Annotated in this window: 26 protein-coding genes; all 26 read right to left on the bottom strand. The window is 63.6% G+C overall.

Features of this window, described 5'->3' with window-relative positions:
- Nucleotides 1–42: 42 nt before the first annotated feature.
- On the bottom strand, nucleotides 43–1,251 hold the full coding sequence (gene fliY / locus AB1402_03880) for a flagellar motor switch phosphatase FliY (GenBank protein ID MEW6540743.1): 1,209 nt from the start codon (nucleotides 1,249–1,251) through the stop codon (nucleotides 43–45).
- Entirely contained in the window at nucleotides 1,244–2,242 is a 999-nt protein-coding gene (gene fliM, locus AB1402_03875) for a flagellar motor switch protein FliM (protein ID MEW6540742.1), read from the bottom strand. Before fliM ends, fliY begins: the two co-directional genes overlap by 8 nt.
- Before the next feature lie 158 nt (nucleotides 2,243–2,400).
- The gene (locus AB1402_03870; GenBank protein ID MEW6540741.1) at nucleotides 2,401–2,769 is read right to left on the bottom strand and encodes a response regulator; all 369 of its coding nucleotides are present in this window, start codon (nucleotides 2,767–2,769) and stop codon (nucleotides 2,401–2,403) included.
- Between the two features lie 99 nt (nucleotides 2,770–2,868).
- Complete coding sequence (locus AB1402_03865; GenBank protein ID MEW6540740.1) at nucleotides 2,869–3,486, bottom strand: chemotaxis protein CheC; 618 nt, start codon at nucleotides 3,484–3,486, stop codon at nucleotides 2,869–2,871.
- Nucleotides 3,483–4,292, bottom strand: coding sequence for a protein-glutamate O-methyltransferase CheR (locus AB1402_03860; protein MEW6540739.1), 810 nt, complete (start codon nucleotides 4,290–4,292; stop codon nucleotides 3,483–3,485). Before AB1402_03860 ends, AB1402_03865 begins: the two co-directional genes overlap by 4 nt.
- A 1-nt stretch (nucleotide 4,293) precedes the next feature.
- Nucleotides 4,294–4,794 carry a chemotaxis protein CheD gene (locus AB1402_03855; protein MEW6540738.1) on the bottom strand — a complete coding sequence of 167 codons (501 nt, stop codon included), beginning with the start codon at nucleotides 4,792–4,794 and terminating at the stop codon, nucleotides 4,294–4,296.
- 73 nt (nucleotides 4,795–4,867) lie between these two features.
- A complete protein-coding gene (locus AB1402_03850) occupies nucleotides 4,868–5,605 on the bottom strand; it encodes a flagellar hook-basal body protein (protein MEW6540737.1) in 738 nt (245 codons plus the stop codon).
- On the bottom strand, nucleotides 5,602–6,036 hold the full coding sequence (locus AB1402_03845; GenBank protein MEW6540736.1) for a hypothetical protein: 435 nt from the start codon (nucleotides 6,034–6,036) through the stop codon (nucleotides 5,602–5,604). Before AB1402_03845 ends, AB1402_03850 begins: the two co-directional genes overlap by 4 nt.
- On the bottom strand, nucleotides 6,029–6,799 hold the full coding sequence (locus tag AB1402_03840; GenBank protein ID MEW6540735.1) for a FliA/WhiG family RNA polymerase sigma factor: 771 nt from the start codon (nucleotides 6,797–6,799) through the stop codon (nucleotides 6,029–6,031). The genes AB1402_03845 and AB1402_03840 overlap by 8 nt, the downstream gene beginning before the upstream one ends.
- A 58-nt stretch (nucleotides 6,800–6,857) precedes the next feature.
- Nucleotides 6,858–7,532 (bottom strand): flagellar brake domain-containing protein, encoded by a 675-nt coding sequence (locus AB1402_03835; GenBank protein ID MEW6540734.1) that lies wholly within the window; start codon nucleotides 7,530–7,532, stop codon nucleotides 6,858–6,860.
- Between the two features lie 23 nt (nucleotides 7,533–7,555).
- Nucleotides 7,556–8,428 (bottom strand): MinD/ParA family protein, encoded by an 873-nt coding sequence (locus tag AB1402_03830; protein MEW6540733.1) that lies wholly within the window; start codon nucleotides 8,426–8,428, stop codon nucleotides 7,556–7,558.
- Nucleotides 8,421–9,680, bottom strand: coding sequence for a flagellar biosynthesis protein FlhF (gene flhF, locus AB1402_03825; protein ID MEW6540732.1), 1,260 nt, complete (start codon nucleotides 9,678–9,680; stop codon nucleotides 8,421–8,423). Before flhF ends, AB1402_03830 begins: the two co-directional genes overlap by 8 nt.
- Nucleotides 9,670–11,745: a flagellar biosynthesis protein FlhA gene (flhA, locus tag AB1402_03820; GenBank protein MEW6540731.1), complete on the bottom strand. Its 2,076-nt coding sequence runs from the start codon at nucleotides 11,743–11,745 to the stop codon at nucleotides 9,670–9,672. Before flhA ends, flhF begins: the two co-directional genes overlap by 11 nt.
- 92 nt (nucleotides 11,746–11,837) lie before the next feature.
- Complete coding sequence (flhB, locus tag AB1402_03815; GenBank protein ID MEW6540730.1) at nucleotides 11,838–12,983, bottom strand: flagellar biosynthesis protein FlhB; 1,146 nt, start codon at nucleotides 12,981–12,983, stop codon at nucleotides 11,838–11,840.
- 1 nt (nucleotide 12,984) lies between these two features.
- Complete coding sequence (fliR, locus tag AB1402_03810; protein MEW6540729.1) at nucleotides 12,985–13,770, bottom strand: flagellar biosynthetic protein FliR; 786 nt, start codon at nucleotides 13,768–13,770, stop codon at nucleotides 12,985–12,987.
- Nucleotides 13,771–13,777: 7 nt separating this feature from the next.
- Nucleotides 13,778–14,041, bottom strand: coding sequence for a flagellar biosynthesis protein FliQ (gene fliQ, locus AB1402_03805; protein ID MEW6540728.1), 264 nt, complete (start codon nucleotides 14,039–14,041; stop codon nucleotides 13,778–13,780).
- Between the two features lie 24 nt (nucleotides 14,042–14,065).
- Complete coding sequence (gene fliP, locus AB1402_03800) at nucleotides 14,066–14,851, bottom strand: flagellar type III secretion system pore protein FliP (GenBank protein MEW6540727.1); 786 nt, start codon at nucleotides 14,849–14,851, stop codon at nucleotides 14,066–14,068.
- Nucleotides 14,848–15,366, bottom strand: a complete 519-nt coding sequence (locus AB1402_03795; GenBank protein ID MEW6540726.1) for a flagellar biosynthetic protein FliO — start codon at nucleotides 15,364–15,366, stop codon at nucleotides 14,848–14,850. Before AB1402_03795 ends, fliP begins: the two co-directional genes overlap by 4 nt.
- Complete coding sequence (fliN, locus tag AB1402_03790; GenBank protein MEW6540725.1) at nucleotides 15,363–15,746, bottom strand: flagellar motor switch protein FliN; 384 nt, start codon at nucleotides 15,744–15,746, stop codon at nucleotides 15,363–15,365. Before fliN ends, AB1402_03795 begins: the two co-directional genes overlap by 4 nt.
- A 148-nt stretch (nucleotides 15,747–15,894) precedes the next feature.
- On the bottom strand, nucleotides 15,895–16,377 hold the full coding sequence (locus AB1402_03785; protein MEW6540724.1) for a flagellar basal body-associated FliL family protein: 483 nt from the start codon (nucleotides 16,375–16,377) through the stop codon (nucleotides 15,895–15,897).
- 28 nt (nucleotides 16,378–16,405) lie between these two features.
- Nucleotides 16,406–17,326 (bottom strand): flagellar hook-basal body complex protein, encoded by a 921-nt coding sequence (locus AB1402_03780; GenBank protein ID MEW6540723.1) that lies wholly within the window; start codon nucleotides 17,324–17,326, stop codon nucleotides 16,406–16,408.
- 81 nt (nucleotides 17,327–17,407) lie between these two features.
- The gene (locus AB1402_03775; protein MEW6540722.1) at nucleotides 17,408–17,800 is read right to left on the bottom strand and encodes a TIGR02530 family flagellar biosynthesis protein; all 393 of its coding nucleotides are present in this window, start codon (nucleotides 17,798–17,800) and stop codon (nucleotides 17,408–17,410) included.
- A gap of 2 nt (nucleotides 17,801–17,802) precedes the next feature.
- Entirely contained in the window at nucleotides 17,803–18,207 is a 405-nt protein-coding gene (locus AB1402_03770; GenBank protein MEW6540721.1) for a flagellar hook capping FlgD N-terminal domain-containing protein, read from the bottom strand.
- A gap of 18 nt (nucleotides 18,208–18,225) precedes the next feature.
- Complete coding sequence (locus AB1402_03765; GenBank protein MEW6540720.1) at nucleotides 18,226–19,878, bottom strand: flagellar hook-length control protein FliK; 1,653 nt, start codon at nucleotides 19,876–19,878, stop codon at nucleotides 18,226–18,228.
- A complete protein-coding gene (fliJ, locus tag AB1402_03760; GenBank protein MEW6540719.1) occupies nucleotides 19,879–20,334 on the bottom strand; it encodes a flagellar export protein FliJ in 456 nt (151 codons plus the stop codon). It abuts the gene before it with no gap.
- The gene (locus AB1402_03755; protein MEW6540718.1) at nucleotides 20,327–21,709 is read right to left on the bottom strand and encodes a FliI/YscN family ATPase; all 1,383 of its coding nucleotides are present in this window, start codon (nucleotides 21,707–21,709) and stop codon (nucleotides 20,327–20,329) included. Before AB1402_03755 ends, fliJ begins: the two co-directional genes overlap by 8 nt.
- Nucleotides 21,710–21,726: the final 17 nt, after the last annotated feature.

Below are 21,726 nucleotides of genomic sequence, written 5' to 3'. Positions count from 1 at the left end.
GCGACAAAAACAAAGCCAGGCTTGGATTCCCGGCGGCAATTGCTACCTTTGGGTGTGCCCAGAGTTGTTTCGGAGGTTCTGAATCCGGTCGCGCGGACTGATAATGGAGGTGATCCGTACCCCGAAGTTGTCGTTCACGACCACCACTTCGCCCCAAGCCACAAGCGCCCCGTTCACCAGGATTTCGACCGGTTCGTCGGCCAGGCTGGACAACTCCATGATGGACCCCGGGGTAAGGCCGAGCACTTCTTTGATGGGCCTTCTGGACCGGCCCAGGATCACGGTCACGTTCAGCGGCAACTCGAGGATCAGGTCCAGTTTTCCAGGAGCGAGATCCGATAGGCCGCCGGCAACCTCCCGCATGGGCCTCGGTGCTTCCGGAGGTTCCGGGATTGGTGGCGGAACCAGGGCCGGTTCCGAAGCCGGAGTCGGGGCCGGTTCCGGGGCCGGGAGCGGGGCCGGGAGCGGGGCCGGGGCCGGAGCCCGGTAGAGGGCCGCCGGGGGGCCGGCGGGTTCCAGGGGCGGCGCGGCGGGTGAGGTGGCAGCGGCCGGTTCGGCTGTAGCGTTGAGCACCCTCAGGAGCAGATCGGCCTCATTGCGAGCCGTATCTACGGTCATGATCTGGAAAAGCCTGGTGTCAATCAGGTTCCCGATCTGCATGTTGAAGGACACCACGACCATGGCCGGCTCGAATTCTCCCATCACTGTCTCCGCGGTTTGGGTGAATTGCATTATCTGGGCCTGCGGCGGGGAGATGCCCACGGTGCGCCCGACCAGTTGCGCCAAGGCGGTAGCCGAGGTCCCGATCATCTGGTTCATTGCCTCGGACGCGGCACTGACCTCCATCTCTCCCAATTCCTGCGCCGGCGTCTTGCCGTCGTTGCCCATCATCAGGTCGGCGACGACCGCCGCGTCTTTCACCTCGATCACGAGCAGAACGGAGCCTTCGAGACCCTCGGTGAATTTGACTTCGATCACCAGGTAGGGCACGGTGAATTGGGTCAGGAGTTCCTCGCGCGGCATGACCGCGACCACCGGGCTGGTGATGTTCACCCTTTGCCCCAAAAGCGCCGATAACGCCGTGGCGGCCGAGCCCATGCAGATGTTGCCGATCTCGCCCAGGGTGTCTCTCTCCACACTGGTCAGCCCATGCGCCGCGTCGGCCCGGGTTTGCCCCCCCTTTTCGGGGGCTTTCGCCCCTTCGGCCTTCAACAGGGCGTCGATTTCGTCCTGGCCCAGAATTTTATCCATCTGCCCGGCTACCGCCTTCCACCAGGGAGGTCACCTGTACCGCCAGGTGGCGGCCCAGAACGCCCGCCTGCGCCTTGAATTTAAGCTGGTCGCTCACATAGAGGTCCAGGTCCTGAGTCACCCGTCGCTCCAGAGGCACCACGTCCCCCACCTGCAGCTGCAGCAAATCCCCAACCGTGATCTCGCTCTCCCCGACCACCGCGCTCAGTTCCACCGGCGCCCGTTCAACCCAGTACTCCATCCGCTTCCCCTCGGTGCCGTCCGGCTGCAACGCGCCGTGTGCGAACCGGTAAAACGAGGAAAGGTGCGCGAGCATCGGGTCCAGCACGATGTGCGGAAGGCAGATGTTGACGAGGCCCCTTGCCGTGCCGCCGACGACCGCGGTCAGAGTGATCACCGCCACGATTTCGTTCGGCGAGATAATCTGGTGCAGCCGCGGGTTGGTTTCAATCGATTCTATTTCTGGCTCCACCCGGTAAATATCCTGCCAGGCCAGTTGGAAATTCTCCAGCAATTTTTTATTCAGTTTCCGGATTACGGACAATTCGATATCGGTCAATTCCCGGACCTTTTTTGGCGGCGCGCCTGCACCCCCGAACAGGAGGTCAATGATCGGAAACAGAAACTGCGGGTTGGTTTCCATCACCGCCATTCCCTTTAACGTCTTGAGCGTGAAGATGGTCAGCACGGTCGGAACGGGGACTGAACGCACGAAGTCGTCAAAGGTGAACTGGTCGACCGAAGCCACCCGGACCACAATGGTGGACCGGAGATATCCGGACAGGAAGTTCGAGAGGATGCGGGCGTACCCCTCGTGTACGGTCTGCAAGGTGCGAAGCTGTTCCTTGGAAAACTTGTTCGGCCGCCGGAAGTCGTACGGCTTGTACGGGGTCTGCAACTCCAACCCCCGGAGGTCCTCCGCCTTGACTTGGCCGGAGGCCACCGCAGATAATAAAGCGTCGATTTCCCCCTGGGTCAGGATCTCCTTCAAGTGATCGCCCCCTCTTAATACGCGGGTTCCATTTCGGTCGTCGGTCGTCGGTCGTCAGTATGAAGCCACCGACCACCGTATTCGTCGTCGGTCGTCAGCCGTCAGTCGTCGGTGTGAAAACCACCGGCCACTCACTGACCACCGACCACCGACCACACTTAGTTCCGCACCAGCACTCTTTCGATCGCCTGAAGAATGCGCTCCTGTTGAAAGGGCTTCACGATGAAGTCTTTGGCTCCGGCCTGGATGGCCTCCATGACCATGGCCTGTTGGCCCATCGCGCTGACCACGACGATGATCGCTCCGGGATCTTGGGCCAGTATTGCCTTCGTGCTTTGAATCCCGTCCATCTCCGGCATGGTGATGTCCATGGTCACCAGGTCCGGACGCAGCTCCTTGTACAGCCGGATGGCCACCGAACCGTTCTCGGCCTCTCCCACGATCTCGTATCCGTACTTGATCAGAATGTTCTTGATCATCATGCGCATGAAAGCCGCGTCGTCCACCACCAGAATTCGCTTGGCCATTGCTTTCCCTCCTTGATGAATAGAAACCTGCAAGATCAAAGGAGTCCACCGCCTGAGGGGGACAGTCCCCTTGGGCCCTAGGGGGACTGTCCCCCTATGTCACCCTGCGGCCGTCACCCCCAGCGCCTCGAAAAGGCGGTCCAAAGAGTCGACCTCAGGGAGCAGGATCACGTGGCTGTCCACCTGGTCCTTGTTGAGCGCCCCCAGGAAGCTGGTCTGGATGCAGAACACCCGGTCATCCAGATAGCCGCTGGAGGCCACCGAATCAGCAAACAGCGCCCCCAGCATGTCGTGCGCCAGCACCGGCACGGACGGGACCAGCCGCAGCCCGGTCATGGCGGCGATGGCGCCGGTGAACGAACCGGTCAGGATGTTGCCGATTTCCATCACGACCGAATCGCCCATCGCGTCAAGGGCCGTCAACGTCCCTTTTTCATAACCCATCAGTAACTCCACCAGGGTGCGGGCGCTTTCCTGGTCAAAGATAAAGAGCAGGGTGGCCGATATGTCGCCGTCGACCTGCAAGTTTACGCAAGTCACCGGCTGTTCCAGCCCACCGATCATTCTGACGGCCTCCTCCAGCTCAAGGAACGCCACCCGCGGCTGTTTGATATTCACCTTGGCCTGCAGAATGGACGCCAGGGCCGTAGCCGCATGCCCAACCCCGATATTCCCGATTTCCTGGAGGATGTCGAGCTCCGTATGGGAAAATCTCACTGTTTCTTTTCCACCCCTTGCTTGATTCTGCCTCCGGACCCCGTCCGGCGGTAGAAGCAAATCGCCGTACGCTCCAGCCCCAGTTCCGCCGGGCTGAAGATGGTCTCGCTCGCTCCCAGGAAAAGCACCCCTCCGGGTTTTAACGCCCGGCAAAACCGGCTGTTCACCCGCCACTGGGCCTCTTTGGTGAAGTAAATCTGCACGTTGCGGCACACGATCAGGTCGAAACCTTCCCCGAACGGGTCGGCCAGGAGGTCGTGCCGGCGGAAGGCAACCCTTCTTCTGATTTCCTGGACGAGAATGTAGCGGCCGTTTTCTCTCTGGAAGTACTTCTCCCGGCGGACGGCCGGCACATTGCGCAGAAGGTCGGGCGGATACGAGCCTTCGGCCGCCGTCCGCAAAATGTTCGGGTCCAGGTCCGTGGCCTCGATCCGGTGGTGTCTTCCCGGCGTCAACTCGTCCAGGATGATCGCCAACGAATAGGGTTCGGCACCATTGGAACAGGCCGCGCTCCAGATCTTCAACCGTGAATTGCCGGCCAGCAGTTCGGGAAGCACTTTCTGCTCGAGTTGCTGAAAAGCCCGGCTGTCCCGGAAGAACTCGGTTACGTTGATCGTCAGGTAATCGACGAAATCGCCGAAGTGCGCCCGGTCCCCGGAGATAACCCGGTAGTAGTCCGCGTAAGTGTTGATCTTCTTTCGCGTCATCAGGGTGTTGATTCGCCGCTGCAACTGACCGTCCTTATAGCTGTTCAGGTCAAGCTTCAACTCCCTGGCCACCCGGTTCTTGAATTCCTGGAAGTCCACCTTAGATCACCTGCTCCGCCAATCCGAGGGTTCTGACAGTCAGGGACCCATCGGCCGTGTCCAGGATGACCGTCCGTCCTTTGTTCCCCCCGACGTCCTCGGCTAAGATTACGATCCCCAATTCCTTCAGGACCCCGCGGACCGCCTCGATGTTCCGTTCCCCGACGGCCATCTGTGCCGCTCGGCTGTTCCCAAAAAACATCTGCGCCCCTCCCGCCAGCTTGGCCACCACCCGCCCGTTCCGGCCCCCGGCCGATTGCAGGTTGCGAAACAGGACCTTGATCGCCAGATCCGCAAATTTCGCGGGCTTGCCGCCAGTGTCACGAAACAGCGTGCTGTCCGGAAGCATGACGTGGGCGAGGCCCCCCACCCGGAATACCGGGTCGTAAAGCGCCACACCGACGCACGAACCCAGCCCGAGGGTGAGCAGACGGTGAGGACTGCGGGCGACGCCGTATTCGGCGATCCCCACGTGTATCTCTTTTATCTGTTCGGCCTTCATTGTTGCGTTTGCGTGAGTCATTGGGCTTGGTGCGCAATACCTCCATTCTTTATCCGTAAAACCCCGGTGCCCTTTACCGGAGGGCGCCGACCTGGCTGACCGCCTTTTCCGCCAGTGTGTCGTGGGTGCGGACCGCGCGCTGGTTGGCCGCATAGAGCCGCGACGCCAGCAGGAGCTCCACCATCTCCACGGCCAGGTTTACGTTGGACCCCTCCAGGAAGCCCTGGTGCACTCGGGTGTTTACGGCCGGCACGGTCGCCGCTTCCGTAACCAAAAAGCCGTCCGGAGTGCGGGTCAGCGCCTCCCGCCCGGGCAACGCCGTCAACCGCAGCCGGTCCAGCTCTTCCCCGGTGGACAGGAATACCCGCCCGTCGGCGCTCACCGTGAAGTCTCCGTTTTTGACCCTGAGCGGCCCGCTTTCACCCAGCACCTGGTCGTGCGCAGGCGTGACCAGATTGCCGGAGGCGTCCACCTTGAACGACCCGGCCCGCGTATACAGATACCGGCCGTCCCGTTCCACCGTGAAGAATCCTTCCCCCTCCAGCGCCAGGTCCATGGTGCGCCCGGTTTGGGTTTCCGGTCCCGCGGCCGGGTCGGTGACCAAGGCTTTTGGCACCGCCCCTAAAGAGGTGACGCCAAGAGGCAACCCTTGATCATGCCGCATGACGGCCGCCTGCAAAAAGGGCGCGAAGGCCGGTTGCTGCCGCCGGAAACCGGTGGTATTGACGTTGGCGACGTTGTGGGCCACCGTATCCAGGCGGGTCTGACCGGCCAGCATGCCCGACGCCGCGGTGTAGATGCCCCTGATCATCCGCTTTCACTCTCCCGGCGCATGCGCCTCAGATTGAGCATCAGCTCGATTTCCCCCTTGTGCCTGCCGAACTGGCGGGCCAAATCCGCGACCGGTTTGCCCCGGTCGAAAGCCTGGCACACCTGTTCCTCCGGAGCGGCTTTCCTTCCGGGACGGCCGCCCTGGGCGATCAGGGCCGAAAGCTGGTTTTCGATCCACTTCATCCGTTGGTTCATCTCGGTATTGACCCTGATTAGGTTTTCGATCTGGTTCTCCAAATTCTTTAGCCGGATTTCCGGCTCGGTCTCACGGGCGACCGAGAGTTCCAGTTCCTCGTCGAAGGACCGGCGCCGGCGGCGCAACCAGATAAAGAACCCGCCGGCGGTCACCACGAAGACCGTGAGCACCCCGCCCAGGTAGAGCACGGTAAAGAGCCAGGCGTTGTCAATCACCACCCCCCCCTCCTTTGCCGGCCGCCGTTTTTGCAATCTTGTCCCGCAGCCGGGCGATGGCCCGGGCGTGCAGTTGGCAGGCCCGGGATTCGGTTACCTCGAGCACCCGCCCCAGTTCCTTCAAGGTCAAGCCCTCCTGGTAATACAGGGCCAAGACCAGCCGGTCCTTTTCCTCCAGTTGGCTGACGGCGGCCAACAAAACCTGCTGGTCCTCCTCCTCCAGAACGCGTTCCACCGGATCGGGACTGCCGGTATCCTCCACGAGGTTCCCCCAAGGCACCTGTTCTCCGTTTCGGGTCGTCCGGACATCGTCCAGAGACATTACCGACACCGAATAAAAATGATTGGCCAATCGGCGGAACTCCTGTCCGGTCATCCCCATGGCTCTGGCCACTTCGGCGTCCGTGACCGACGTCCCGCTTTCCCGTTCCAGCCGGTCGCGGGCTTCGTTGATTTCCTGCAGCCGGTGCCAGAGCGAGCGGGGCAGCCAGGACTGGCGACGCACCTCGTCCAGGATGGCCCCCCGGATCCGGTGGTACGCGAAAGTCCTGAAGTCGGTGCCATAGTTCGGGTCGTACTTCTCCACGGCCTCGATCAGGCCGAAAACCCCCCAGCCCTCCAGGTCCTCCTGGGCGATGAAAGACGGCAGCCGCACCGCCAGGCGCCCGGCGATATGCCGGACCAGGGACAGGTGCTCGACAATGAGCTGCTCGCGCAACACGCTGTTTTTGGTGTCCCGGAATTGGTGCCAGACTCCAACCACCCCCTTAGCACCTTCAGCCATCTTAATCTCGAAATCAAGGAGGGCTGCCTGCAATAAGTTAATAAGTTAAGTGCCTGGCACCTCTGGCACCTCTGGCACCTCGCTCTTCGACCATCTTCCGGAAAATGTAGGCGACGATCGCGTCCTCATCGGCTTTGGACAACCCCTGAAACTTGATCCCCACCAGGAACCTTGGCGGGCCGTATTCTTCCTCCAGCAGCTGAACCCGTTTCACCTTTCCTTCGGTGAAGATTTGCCGGGGCCGGCCCTGAGCCGGGAGGGAGAACTCGAGAACCAGCCTGGCACCCACCGCCGGGGGTTGGTCAAAGATCAGGCTGACCCCACCCCCGCTGATGTCCGACGCGTACCAGCGACTGTATTCCTGCACGCTGCCGTGTTTCGTTTTTTCCCCGCCGCGGACCTCAAGGGTTACCGGCAAGCGGACCAGGCGCCGCCGCTGGATCCGCGCCACCCGTTCCGGGCGGCTCAGCACATAGAGGAGCACCCGGTCCAATCGGCGCCCCCGGCACACAGTGGAAAAACGGTACACACCGTCTTCGCCGACACAGGTCACCAGCACCGCATCGCCCTTCATCAAGATCAGGGGATGACCAAGGTAGTAAGGAACACCGACTAAAAGGTACTCTTCGGTCGCGTCCTGGAGCGAGGTCACGTAGTGATCCGCGTCCTCGTCGCGAGCCATATACATCTTCTGGCCGATTTCTAGACGCATGGTTTTTGAACCACCTCGTTTTCTTACCTGAACAGCCGGAACAGCCGGCTGATAAAGCTGTCCACCGCACCGGCCGGCGGCCGGATCTGCCCGTCCAAATAATACCGGGCCAGGTTCTGCACATCCCGTGCCGCCACCGAGTTGGGCGCCGCCGTGATGAACGGCTCCTGGTTCTTCACCGCCCGAATCACCGCCGGGTCCTCACCGATCGAGCCGATGTGACGTACGGTGAACTTCAGGAACTCGCCGCATACCAACCGCATTTTCGCCGCCGCCTGCTCGGCCTCGTGCTCGCTGCCGGCCCGGTTCACCACCAGGCTGATTTCGCTGTGCACCTTGTGCCGGGCCAGGATCTTGATCAGACTGTAGGCGTCGGTCAGGGAGGTGGGCTCCGGGGTGACCACGAGGACCACCTCCCGGGCAGCCGCCACAAAACCCAAAACGTTGCGGGAGATGCCCGCCCCCGTGTCGATCAGCAGGAAGTCGGCCGTGCGCAGGTACGACAACATGTTGATCAGCCGCTCCCGCTGCGCGCTGTCCAGGTTCGCCAGTTCCTGGATCCCCGCTCCTCCGGGGATGACCTGTACGTCGAACGGCCCGGTCACCACGATATCCTCCAGCCTCTTGACCCCGTACAATACGTCGTACAGGGTATGGATGGGGGTCAGGCCCAGGAGCACGTCGATGTTCGCCAGGCCCAGGTCGGCGTCCAGCAGGAACACGCGCCTGGAGGTCCGGGCCAGGGCGAGCCCCAGGTTCACCGTCAGGTTGGTCTTGCCCACACCGCCCTTGCCGCTGGTGACCGCAATCACCCGCGTCGAGGCGGGATCGGGCTGAAAGCGGGGCCGGATGATCCCGTGGGCGAGGGAACGGAGATTCTGTGCCTGGTCATGCACCGAGTTCCACACCCTTCGTGAGGAGCTTGGCCAGTTTTTTCGGATACATGTTCTGGATGTCGTCCGGAACGTTCTGACCGTCGGTGATCTGGACCACCGGCAATCCGGTATGGCAGATCATATTGAAAATGCACCCCAGCGTGTCGGTTTCGTCAACCTTGGTGAAGATCAGCTTTGAATAATTCATCTTTCCGAAGTGCCGTACCGCCCGCAGCAAGTCGCGGTGCTTGGTGTTCGAACTCAAGACCAGGATTACGTCGGCCGGATCTTCCAGGGCGGCGAAGTACGAGTGCAGTTCGGCCACTTTTTCGCTGTTCCGCGTCGGCCGACCGGCCGTATCCACGAAAATGAACTCTTTGTTCCGGTGCCTTTGAACCGCCTTTGCAAAATCCTGGGGAGACATGGCGATTTCCAGGGGCACCCCCATTATCTCGGCGTAGATGTTCAACTGCTCGACGGCCCCGATTCGGTACGTATCGATGGTGATAATCGCGCAGCTTTTACCATGAAACAGGGTGTACTGGGCCGCCATTTTGGCCAGGGTCGTCGTCTTGCCTACGCCCGTGGGCCCGACGAAGGCCATGACCCGCTTCTGGGCCGCCTGCGCGTAGGCCGGTTCCACCAGCCGCACAATCTCGTTCTGAAGGCAGATCCGGGCCAGGTCGTTCCGTTGGATCGCAAGCGGATCGACCTGGCGGCGTAATTCGGTAATCAGGTGAGCCGCAACATCCGGCAGGATCTCCACTTCCTCAAGGAGCCGCTGCCACTCTCCGTAAAAAGCCTCGGCGTCGTCCTCGACCCGCCGACCCGCCGACCCGCTAAGGCTGGTACCCCCGGGTACCCCCGGGTAGCCTTCTTTCGCATCCGGCGCGAAACGGGCCAACATGTCCTTGATTTCGGTCAGTTCGCGGTGCAGCTCGGGAAGCGGTACGGCGTGCAAGCCCCGCACCCCAATGGCCTCAACAGGCGGCCTGCCGCCCCCGGTCACGGCGGGCGCCGCCGCGGCCACCGGTTCCGGCCAAGGGGGACTGTCCCCCTTGGGCCCCGGGGGGACTGTCCCCTTTCCCGGGGGGACGGTCCCCTTTTCGTCCAGGGCGGCGGTCACTTCCAGGCGCCGGGGGCGGAAAAAGCCAAAAAACCCCTTGGACCGCACCTTCCGGCTGGAGATGATCACCGCCTCCGGGCCGAGATCCGCCTTGATCAGTCCCATCGCCTCGCTCATGTCTTGCGCCAGGTAGCGCTTAATCCTCATCCAAGGTCACCGTCGCAGTCGCCTCCACGTCAATCTGCGGCGCGATCTCCTGCAGCGCCAGGATGGACAGGTGCGGGAAATGTCGCTCGGTCAGGCGCCGGAGCGGCAGCCGCACCCGGCTGGAGCAGAGCAGGGCCGCGACATGCCCCTTGCCCTGCGCCCTTTCCACCGCGGCCCCCAGGCTCTGAATGAACCTTTGGGCAACCCCCGGTTCCAGGACCGGGAAGGCGCCGAGCGCCGTCGGCTGCACGGCGTCGATCAGCCGCTGTTCAAGCCGCGGGTGCAGGGTGATCACCCGGATTTTCCCGCCCTCCCCGGCGTGCAGGCGGGAGATGGTGCGGGACAGCGCCTTGCGCGCCGCTTCGGTCAGCGTGTCCTCGTCCCGGTCCTGCCGGGCGCAGTCGGCCAGCGCCTCGAGGACGGAAACCAGGTCGCGGATCGGGACGCGTTCTTTCAGTAAATTTTGCAGCACCTTCTGCACCTCACCCAGCGACAGGAGGCCGGGAACCAGTTCCTCGACCACCGCCGGGTTCTTCTCCTTGACCACGTTTAAAAGTTCCTGGACCTCCTGCCGCCCCAGCAATTCATGCCCGTGCCGCTTGATGAACTCGGAAAGGTGCGTCGCCAGGACGGTGGCCGGGTCGACCACGGTGAACCCGTCGATTTCGGCGGCTTCCCGGTTCTCGGGCGTGATCCACCAGGCCGGCAGCCCAAAGGTCGGTTCCCGGGTGGGAATACCGCGTACGGTCCGGTCCCCCGCCGGGTCCATCGCCAGATAACGCCCGGGTTCCAGCGCGCCCTCCGCCGCTTCCGCGCCGCGCATTTTAAAGACGTAGCTGTTCGGCTTCAACTGCAAATTGTCCCTGATCCGGATCGGGCGGACGTAAACGCCGAGTTCCTGGGCGCTTGTCCGCCGCACACCGGCCACCCGGTGCAAAAGGTCGCCGCCCTGTTCCTCGCTGGCCAGCGGGATCAGGTTGTATCCGATCTCCACTTCCAGCGGGTCGACCTGGAAATAGGCGAGCACGTTTTCCGGCTCGCGTTTTTGCTCGCGCACTTCCTTGGCGGCCGCCTCCCGGGCGGTCGCCGCCTCGCGGCGGCGTTCCTCCCGGTTCAGGTTGTAAGCCAGAAAACCAAGAGCCGAGCCCATCCCCAGCAACAAGAGGTTCGGCATGGCCGGAATAAGGCCCATCACCACCAGCACACCCGCAACCACCACCAGCACCCGCGGAAAACTCAAGAACTGCCGGGAAAGGTCGTCCCCGAAGCCCGTGTCCGAAGCGGCCCTGGTCACCAGGATGCCGGTGGCGGTGGATACCAGTATGGCCGGAATCTGGGTGACCAGGCCGTCGCCGATGGTCAGGATGGTGAAGGTGGTCAGCGCCTGCTGCGCGTCCATCTGCATTACCGTAATGCCGATCACCAGCCCCCCGACGATGTTGATGAACACAATCACCAGCCCGGCGATGGCGTCCCCGCGCACGAACTTGGTGGCGCCGTCCATCGCCCCGTAGAAGTCCGACTCCCGCTGCAGCCGCCGGCGCCGCTCCCGGGCCTCCTGCTCGGTGATCAGCCCGGCGTTGAAATCGGAGTCGACCGCCATCTGCTTCCCGGGCATGGCGTCCAGGGTGAACCGGGCGGCCACCTCGGCCACCCGGCCGGACCCGTTCGTGATGACCACGAACTGGACCAGGGTGATAATCAGAAACACAATGAACCCCACGATATAACTCCCGCCGACCACGAACTCGCCGAAAGCGGCGATCACCTGGCCGGCCTCCGCCTCGCTCAGGATGAGCCGGGTGGAGGAGATGTTCAGCGCCAAACGGTAAAGGGTGACCACCAGAAGCAACGTGGGAAATACCGAGAACTCCAGGGCGTCGGTCACAAAGAGCGTAATTAAAAGGATGACCATCCCGAGCACGAGGCTGATGACCAAGAAGAAGTCCAGGGCGGCCGGCGGCAGGGGGATGATGATCAGGAGTACGATGCCGACAATCAGGCCCGCAACAATTATGTCCGTGTACCGTTTGATCCAGGGCTGCCGTTCCACCACCGCCGCCATGGCCCGCCCTCCCCTCTCCGGTCGTCAGCCGCCGGTCCCGGTCTCCCGCCCCTTTTCCTGTCCCGGGTCCCCCGTCCCCCAAATTCTGACTCCTAGCTTCTGGATTCTGAATTCTGGATTCTAAATTCTGTCTCCTGTCTCCTGAATTCCGACTTCCGACTTCCGACTTCCGACTTCCATTTCAGGCGGTAGATCATGGCCAGGATCTCGGCCACCGCCTGGTAAACGGCCACCGGGACGCTCTCGCCCACCGCCGTCCGCCGGTAAAGGTACTGGGCCAGCTCCCGGTTTTCCACCACCGGCACCCGGTGCTCCGCGGCCAGTTCCTTGATCCGCTCCGCCAGGTACCCCGCGCCCTTGGCTGTCACCTGCGGCGCGCTCATTTCCCCCTCCTTGTAGCGCAGGACCACCGCCACGTGGATCGGGTTGGTGACCACCACGGTCGCGCGCGGCACCTCGTCCTTGATCCGGTTCAAGGAAATCTCCCGCTGCCGCTTCCGGAGCCAGCTCTTCAGGTGCGGGTCGCCCTCCGTCTGGCGGTACTCGTCGCGGACCTCGGACCGGGTCATCATCAGGCTCTTGTGGTGCGTGTGCCGCTGGTACACCAGGTCCAGCACCGCGATCAGGAGGTAGGCGCCGGCCGCCGCGGCCGCCACCGCGAGCAGCACGTTGTGCAACAGGTACAGCCCTTGTCCGGGACTCATGGCGGAAAGGATGAGCAAATCCCCGACGCGGGCGTACAGTACCCAAAAACAAATGGTGCCGACCAGGAAGATGATCAGCGTCGCCTTCGCGGACTCGAACAGGCCTTGGCCGCTGAAGATCCGCTTGAATCCCTGCACCGGGTTCAGCCGCTCGAGTTTCACCGCCAGCACGCTTGGGGCGAAGACGAAACCTACCTGGGCAAAACTAACGAGTACCGTGACGAAAAACGCGACGGCCACCACGGGCAGGATCACCCCCGAAAACAAGGTCAGCGACAGCAGCACGAAGTAGCTCGTGTTTTCGGCCGTCGGGCTGTAACCGGTGAAATTTTGCAGGTACACCGAGAACAACCGTTGCAGGCTGATGATAAACCCTTCCAGCCCCACGAGGAACAGCAGGAGAATCGCGGCCAGGCTCACCGCCCCGGTGAGGTCCCTGCTCTTGGCCACCTGGCCTTTGCGCCGGGCCTCCTGGAGCCTGCGCGGCGTGGGTTGTTCCGTTTTCAGCTGCCCCGATTCTCGCCCCTCCGCCATCTCAGCCGCTCCCCAAAAGCTTCATCAATACCAACAGGTCCTCGGTCATCCGCCCGAACGCCCGGGTCATGACCCAGCCGATCACCGGGACGGCCACCATCAGCGCGAACAGGCCGGCGAGGATTTTTACCGGGAAACCGAGCATGAACACGTTGATCTGGGGCACCATCCGGACCATCAGCCCCAGGATGGCATCGGTCGCTAAAAGCACCGCCATCACCGGCGCGGCGACGGTCAGGGCGATCAGGTACAGTCCTCCGTAGGTCTTGGCCATGAACAGGGTGGTCTTCATCTGGGGGAGAGCGGCGCCCAGAGGCACCAGTTCAAAGCTCTGGGCCAGCCCGGCGATGAGCAGGTGGTGCCCGTCGATGGACACGAAGAACACCAGGGCAAAAAGCCACATCAACCGGGAGACGAGCGCCCGCTCCCCTTCCGTGCCCGGATTCATCATCTCGGCCATGGCGAAGCCGATCTGGAACCCGATGTACTGCCCGGCCAGCAGGAACCCTTGGAACACCAGGCCGGTAAAAATCCCCAGTCCCAGCCCGACCGCCGCCTCTTTGGCCAGCGCCAGGGCAAACCCCAGGAAGCTGTCCAGCGGCGGCGGCGCCGCCTGCGCCTGCGCGGCCGGCAACAACGCCAGCGCAAGCACGAAAGCCAGGCCCGCTTTCACCGCCGGCGGGACCCCCCGTATCGCGAACACCGGGCAGACGGCGATGAACGCCGCGAGCCGGGTAAACACCAGCAGAAAAGTAACCATCTGCCCGAGGTCCACCAATTGCTCCATACCGGCCTCAAACCCCGGACATGCGTCCGAAGAGGTCCGCGGTGTAGTCGGTGAGCATCTTCACGTACCACGACGCCAGGAGCAAGAGCGCCAGGAACACCGCTATCATCCGCGGCACGAAGGTGATCATCTGGTCCTGGACCTGGGTGGCCGCCTGCAGGATACTGATTACCAACCCGACCAAGAGGCTCACCAGCAGGGGCGGCGCCGTCAGCAGCAGGATCATCATCAGCGCTTTTTGGACCAGTTCCACCGCCAGGGTGTCGGACATCGGCTTTGGTCACGCTCCCTCCACTCAGAAGAAGCTCTCCACCAAGGACTGGACCACCAGGTACCAGCCGTCCACCAGCACAAACAAAAGGAGTTTGAACGGCAGGGAGATCATTACCGGCGGCAGCATGAACATGCCCATGGAGAGCAGAATGCTGGCCACCACCATGTCAATGATCAAAAACGGCAGGTACAACATAAAACCCATGGTGAACGCCGTCTTCAGCTCGCTGATGATGAAGGCCGGGATGACCACCGTAATCGGCAGTTCATTGGGAACCGGGTTTTCGATTTCGGCCAGGCGCACGAAAAGGTCCAGGTCCTTCTCCCGGGTGTGCCGGAGCATGAAGTCCCGCAACGGCCCCGCCGCCCTTTCCTGGGCCTCCGCCTGGTCGATCTCCTCCCGGAGAAACGGTTCAATCGCCTGCTCGTTAACCTGCGCGTAAACCGGCGCCATAATGAATACCGTCAGGAACAGGGCCAGACCGATCAACACCGATCCCGGCGGCGCCTGGGGGATGCCGATGGCGATGCGCAGGAACGCGAGCACCACCACGATCCGGGTGAAGGAGGTCACCATCACCAGGAAGGCCGGGAGAAGCGATATTACAGTGAGAAAGATCAGGAGCCGGACGCTGGATACCAGTTCGGCCGGCGATTCGGGTTCGCCGATGGTCAGGTCGATGTCCGGGATGGGCAAGGGGGCTTGAGCCCAGGCGACCGAGGGGGACAGTCCCCCGGAGGCCCACAGGGCACCGGCGTAAGCCGCCAGTCCGGCGGCGGCCGCGACGATGAACGCGGTCCGCCTCATCGACCGCGCCCCGCGCGGAACCGGGCAAATCTCCCGTAGAGCGCGCGCCATCCCAAGGGGGACAGTCCCTTTTGGGCCCCGACCGCCGGGGCGGCGGTGCCCGGCTCACGGGCGGCGGTGCCCGGACTGTCCCCGCCACGGGACCCGCCAGGGGGACTGTCCCCTTTGCCCCTCCAGGGGGACTGTCCCCTTTGCCCCTTAGGGGGACTGTCCCCTTTGCCGTCCCCTTCGTCCGGTGTTTCCGTCTGAAAGACCTCCGGCAGCTCGTCCATCTCCTTCACCACCGTCACCGCACCCTCGTGGTAGGCCAGCAGGTAGTATCGCCCCCCCACCCGGACCAGGCTCATCCCGGTCTTCGGACCGAGCGACAACTGCTCCACCACCCGCATCCGACGCGCGCCGGCCATACCGGACAGCATTCGCGGCACCAGGTACTTCAAGAGCACCACGCACAGCAGAAGTACCAGCGGCAGGGCGACCGCCAGCCTCAGGAAGGCCAGAGTGCCTTCGCTCACGGCTGTTTCTCCGCGCCGGGCGCCTGCGGTTGGGTAATGGAATGCACCCGGACCACGAAGGAGTCGTTGATGACCAGCACCTCGCCCCGGGCCACCTTCACACCGTTGACCATCACGTCGATGGTTTCGCCCGCCGCCCGGTCCAAGCCGACAACCGAGCCCTCGTGCAGCCGCAGGAATTCCCCGACGGTCAAGGTCATTCTTCCCAGCTCCGCGGATACGTTCACTTGAACGTCGTCCAGGTACTCCAAGGAAAACCTTGACCCGGGGATCCCGGCCTTGCCGGCCCGCTCAAACCGGGGGAACTGCACCTTTTTTACGGTGGGACCCGGTTCCTGCTCCAGGCCGGACAAAAACCGCCTGATTTCTTCCTCATTCATCAACGCTCACTCACCTGCCCCGATAAAGGGGGACAGTCCCCCTTTTTACTTTGAAACAAGTTCCCCAAAAAGGGGGACTGTCCCCCTTTTTTCCCTTTTTTGCCCTCGTGCATCAACCCCCGTGTCACCCGTCCCTTATCCTCGAGTCCTACTGGACCAGAAACTCCGTGAAATAGACTTCCTTGATTTCGCCTTTCTCCAGATGCCGGTTGATCTCGCGGCGGATTTCCTCCCGAATGGTCTCCGGCGCCTCCCGATCCCTCAGGTCGGAGCTGCTTTTCTGCCGCAAGAGGAACACCAACCCGTCCCGGATCCGGTGTTCCTTTTCCTTGAGTTCCTCCTCCAGGGTCCCGGGATCAACGTACTCCAGCGTGAGCGCCATCCGGAAGTACCGGCCGCCGGGCGGATCCGCCAAGTTTACCACCAGGTTGCCGAAATCCATCGTCTTGGTAACCGCCGGTTTTTCCGCCTTCTGTCCCGTCTCCGCCCCGCCGGGCTTAAAGAAGTTGAAAGCGGCCGCCCCGGCGGCGGCCACCAACAAAACCAGCACCACCAGCAGGAACTTGCTCCTCTTCTTCTTTTTCGGGGCGGCGGCGTTTGGTGCCGTGTTCGGTTCCCGGCCTGCAGCCATTACTTCAACATCCCCCGCTCTCTCTTCGTTATCGCTTCAGGTTGATCAGCTCTTGCAGCATCTCGTCCGAAACGGTGATTACCCGCGCATTGGCCTGGAAGCCGCGCTGGGTGGTGATCATGTTGGCGAACTCGGTGGACAGGTCCACGTTCGACATCTCCAGGGCCCCGGAAAGCAATTTACCCTGGCCGCCCGTGCCGCCGGGCACACCCCAACCCTGGTTGTAGGGAACGGGGGGAGTGCCGGTCAGGGGCACCTCGTACAGATTGCCCCCCAGGCGGGAGAGGTTTTCCGGATTGCTGTAGTTGTCAACCAGGATCAGGGCGGCCCGGTCCATTTGCCCGTTGATATATACCAAGCCGTTCGGGTCGATGCGCAGGGTGGTCAGGCTGTTGGGCAATGGCCCTCCGGGAGCGGCCGCAGGGTCAAAAATCCGGATCCGCTCCCCGGGACCTGCGGGCACAGTATAAGTTCCGGCATTCACGTTCGCAATGTCAGTTGGATTCAGCCGGCTCGCCTCACCCACACCCAGCACATGCAGCCCGGCCGCGTTTACCAGGTAACCCTCGTTGTTCACATAGAACGAGCCGTCGCGGGTGTAGCTGTACTCGATGATGCTGGTCCCGCCCCATCTTCCGAGGCGGAAAAAGCCATTGCCATCGATCATGATGTCCAGCACCCGGTTGGTGGTGGTGGGCGAACCCTGGCCGAACAGCATGTCGATGGACTGCACCGTCATCCCCAAGCCGATCTGGGCCGGGTTGACCGAGTCCACGCCGATGTTGGACGCTGAGTTGCCGCGGATGTTTTGGCTCAAGACCTCCTGAAAGTTCACCCGGCCCATCTTGAAGGCCGTGGCGTTCACGTTGGCGATATTGTTGGCGATGACGTCCATGCGGATCTGGTGGTTGCGCAGGCCCGAAACGCCCGCACTCAACGATCTGATCATTTAAGATGTCCTCCCTTTATTATTTAGTCGTGGGTTGCTTCCGTCGTTCGGCAACCCGCAGCCTCCGGAAGGACCGGCTGCCTACTTCACGATCACCGCGCTGTCGATGTCGGTAAACACGCTGTTCGCCGCCGCCTCACCGTTGACGGCCGTGACCACCGTCCGGTTGGCGATGCTGGTCACCAGGGCCAGATCACCGTAAATCAACAGCGACCGGCGGGACCCCTTCGCCTCGGCCAGGAAAGCGGCCTGGTTGATTTTTTTTAGGTCGTGCGGCCCAAGGCTGATCTGCCGCTCGGCCAGCCGCCGCTGGGCGTGCGCGGAGAACTTCAGTTCATCCTGCCTGATTTCCCGCTGCAGCAACTCGCCGAAGCCGGGTTCGCCGCTTCTCGGCACCCCGAACCGCTCATAAGCGGCGGTGCTCGGTGGCGCGGGCACGGACGGCGCCGGTACTTTGCCGATCTTACCGACCATCACTATCCGACCTCCACAACCTGGCCGATGTCGTAACTCTCCGCTCCAAGCACCACCCGGGCGCCGAACTCGTTCAAGAGCACCCGTTCCACCGTTCCCGATATCCGCCGGTTATCGGCCAGGACAACCACTTCCCGGCCCACGATCTCCGCGGCCTGGGCCAGATACGCCGCCCGGCTCATTTCCCGAAGCGCCTCCTCCACTTTGACCAGGCGCTCAAGCATCCCGAACTGTACCGCCTGCTCCATCACCTTGTCGGTGTCGGGCGGCGAGAACGGGCTCGGGTTTTTGAACTGCGCCACCAGGAGCTTCAGGAAAGTTTCCTGGTCGAACAAACCGCCCGATGCCCGGGGAGCCGTCGTTTTCGCGGGCGGTGCGTATTCGCTGCCTACTCCCTGTACCGGCACTGTTTCATAACCTCCTTCCTAAACCAGGTAATTCACACCGTTTGACCTCGATTCCGACTGCTTGGCGCCGCTGGGTTGCTCACCGGCCACCTCCCCCGGAGTCCCCGGTGAGAGCCATGGACCGCGGAAGAACCGCGGCGCTTGGTCGTGAGCCTCCTCGTGGCCCAGGAACACGCCTGCGTTCCCAACATTGATCTCCTGGCGGGCGAGCGCCTCCCGCAAGTGGGGCAGCGCCTGCTCAATCACCGCCTTGACTGCCCGGTCCGGGGTGTAGAACAGCGCCTCCAGCCCCTGACGGCTGAAGGTCAACTTCATGGTCACCCGCCCGAGTTCCGGGGGTTCGAGCGCGATGCTCACCCGGACCGCCTGCCCGGCTTGGACCTGCAACTGCCGGACGTGGTGCACCACCGCCTCGGCAAGCTGCCGCGCCACCGGGTAAGGGTCAAGGACCGCGGGGCGCAACCCCGGCGGTAGACCATCCGGAATTCCCTGTACCTGACCCCCTTTGGGCGCCGGAACCTGCCGTTCGAAACCGGTGGGTGCTCCGGCGGCTTCCCGGACGTCGGCGGTGGCGGACTGTACCGGGACGCGGGGCACCTCCGCAACGGAGACGGCCGCCGCCGAACGGGCCTGAGACGGGCCGGGCAACTGCTGGTGGGCGGAAAAGGGCGCCGTTCCCTCTTCCGGTACCGGTACCGCCGGACGCACCGTCTCAGGCGTCCGGCCGGAAGCCGCCTCTCCAGCGCGGGGCACCCACGTCAGTGGGTCGGGCCGGGCCGGGTCGGTCGGAGGTGATTGCGGGCCGTCAACCGCGCGGGACACCCACGAGTGGGCCGGCCGGACTGGGACCGGCGCGGCTCTTTCCAACACCAGCTCGGCTCTTACTTCAGCGGACTGCACGTGCCCCCGGGAATCCCGGTCAGTCAAGAGTGCCGCGCCCGATGCGGACCGGTCCGCGCCGGGTGCCGGATCCAAACCGGCCGGAACTCCGCTGGGGCGGTTTTGGGCCGTAGCTTGACCAGGCGTTTGCGCCTCCCGGGCCGCCGGTTCAGCCCCGGGCCCGCCCAAAACTTGCGGTTCCGGTTCGGCAAATCCAACGGCCGCCTGCGGAACGCCCCTTCCCTGACCGGGATCGAGGCGGGTGAAAACGTCTGCCGCAGGCTCCGCGATTCCGGGCGGGGCTGATGCCGGTGGTCCAAAATCCTGAATAACGTGCGGCAGGCCCGCCGCTGCGCTATGGCCGGGACCGCCGGACGCACCCCAAGCGGCCGCCGCGGGCCTCGGAGCGAGCGCCGCACCACCACTTAGGGGAATGCTGCCCGTGACCGGTAGGGCCCGCGCATTCTCCGGGCCGGCCGGCGCTTGCGCTTTCCCTGCCGGTCCGGGCAAGTGGGTACCGGGGTCGGTTTGGGCACCGGCCGGAAAAGTGCCGCCCGTTTTACCGCCGTTTCCGGAAACGGCTTCCGCCAGGGTCACGGAGGCAGGTACAACCCCCAAGGCCGGCACTTCTTCCGGAGGCTTGCCGGCTCCCGGAATGCGCTGCCGCGCGGACCGCAGGCAGGCCGTGAAATCGGCCGCCGGCGGGGTGCCGCCGCCGCCGCCGGGTCCGGATCGGCCTGGCGGGGCTACCGGACACCCTTCTCCGGGGATTTCAGTCACCGTCAACTCCATCTATTCACCTCCCTTCTTCTTTGTCTGGTTGTACTGGAAAGACCGGGTGCCCGTGTCATCCAGTTCCTTGGTCTCCCGGGCGGCCTCCCGGGCGCGGAAATGCGCGTACTGCTTTTCCTTGAGCCGCTCCAGGACCGCCCGGTCCCGCCTGGCTTCCACCACGCGGGTGCGCTGTTCTTCCACCTCCTCTTGCCGCCGGGCCAAGGCCCGAACCTCCTCCGCACCACGCCTGTCCAAGTGCTCGCGGTAGCAGTCCAGGAAAAGACCCGTGGTCAGGTCAAAGCCGGCTGGAGCGTCCTGCTCCAGGGTTTGGGCCAGCAGGCGCCGGGTTTCGGCCAGCCGGTCCTCGCAGGCCCGCCTGCACATGGCGGCGAAAGCCAGATCCTGCTGGGCCAGTTCTTCTTTCCGCGTGCGGACTTCCAGCACCGGAGCGAGCCGGAAAACAAACTTAGACACCACCGGCACCCGCCTCCACCGCAAGGTATTGCAGGCGGGCCAGGGACTCGGCAAAACCGCTGAAGTCCCCATGGTCCTGCTGCAAGAACTCCGTGATCGGCCCGTATTTGGTCAGGGCCTCGTCCACCAGTGGGTTTGAACCGGAGACGTACGCCCCGATGTTCACCAGGTCTTCCGCCTGTTTGAAGGCGGCCAGCAGACGCCGGAGCTTCGCCGCGTGACGCTGGTGTTCCGGACCCGCGATGTCGGGCATCAGCCGGCTTACGCTCTGCAGCACGTCGATGGCCGGGTAATGGTTCTTCGCCGCCAACTCCCGGTCCAAAACTATGTGGCCGTCCAGGATGCTCCGCACGGCATCCGCCACCGGCTCCTGCAAATCGTCTCCCTCCACGAGCACGGCGTAAAAGCCGGTGATCGAACCCGCCGCGCTTGTCCCGGTACGCTCCAGAAGCTTGGGGAGCAGGGCGAACACCGAGGGGGTGTACCCCCGGGTGGTCGGCGGCTCTCCCACCGCCAGGCCCACCTCCCGCTGCGCCAGGGCAAATCGGGTGACCGAGTCCATCAGGAACAAAACGTCTTTGCCCTGGTCCCGGAAGTACTCGGCAATCGCCGTGGCCACCATCGCCGCCCGCAGCCGGATGAGCGCCGGCTGGTCGGAGGTGGCCACCACGATTACCGAGCGGGCCAGGCTCTCCGGCCCCAGGTCGCGCTCGATGAAATCCTTGACCTCACGGCCCCGCTCGCCCACCAGGGCCACCACGTTAACGTCGGCGCTGCAGTACCGGCAGAGCATCCCCAAAAGTACGCTCTTGCCCACGCCGCTCCCCGAGAAAAGCCCCAGGCGCTGACCACGCCCGCAGGTCAGGAAACCGTCAATCGCCCGCACGCCCGTCTCCAGCGGGCGGTCGATGCGCCGGCGGCTTAAGCAGTCGGGCGGCGCGTTGTGTACTGGATACTCTTCAACCGCATCCGGCCCCCAGGGGGACTGTCCCCTTTCTGATGTCCCCTTTCCGATGTCCCCTTTCTGATGGCGGCCGCCGTTCGTCAGCAGCTGCCCGAGACCGTTCACCACTTGCCCAAGCAGATGCACCCCCACCCGGACCGTGAGCGTCCGGCCGAGCGGCTCCACCCGGCAGCCCGACCTGATGCCGCGCAATTCCCCCAGCGGCATAAGCAGGGAGGTTCCGCCCCGAAAACCGACCACCTCCCCCTGGACCGGGTGTGTCTCCCCGGGGACGTACACCGCGCAGATCTCGCCGATGAAAGTGTTCAGGCCCTCCACTTCCACCGTCAGGCCGACCACCTTGGTCACCCGGCCGAGAAAGCGGAACGGCCGCACCGCTTTCACCCGCGCACGCCAGGCCTCGAAGTCCAGGCCGAGGTTCTTTGCCG

It is taken from the genome of Bacillota bacterium, from assembly GCA_040757205.1.
In the GTDB taxonomy this organism is placed as follows: domain Bacteria; phylum Bacillota; class Desulfotomaculia; order Desulfotomaculales; family Desulforudaceae; genus Desulforudis.
The sequence above is the reverse complement of the archived record's forward strand: the minus strand, read 5'-3'. Positions and strand labels throughout refer to the sequence as shown.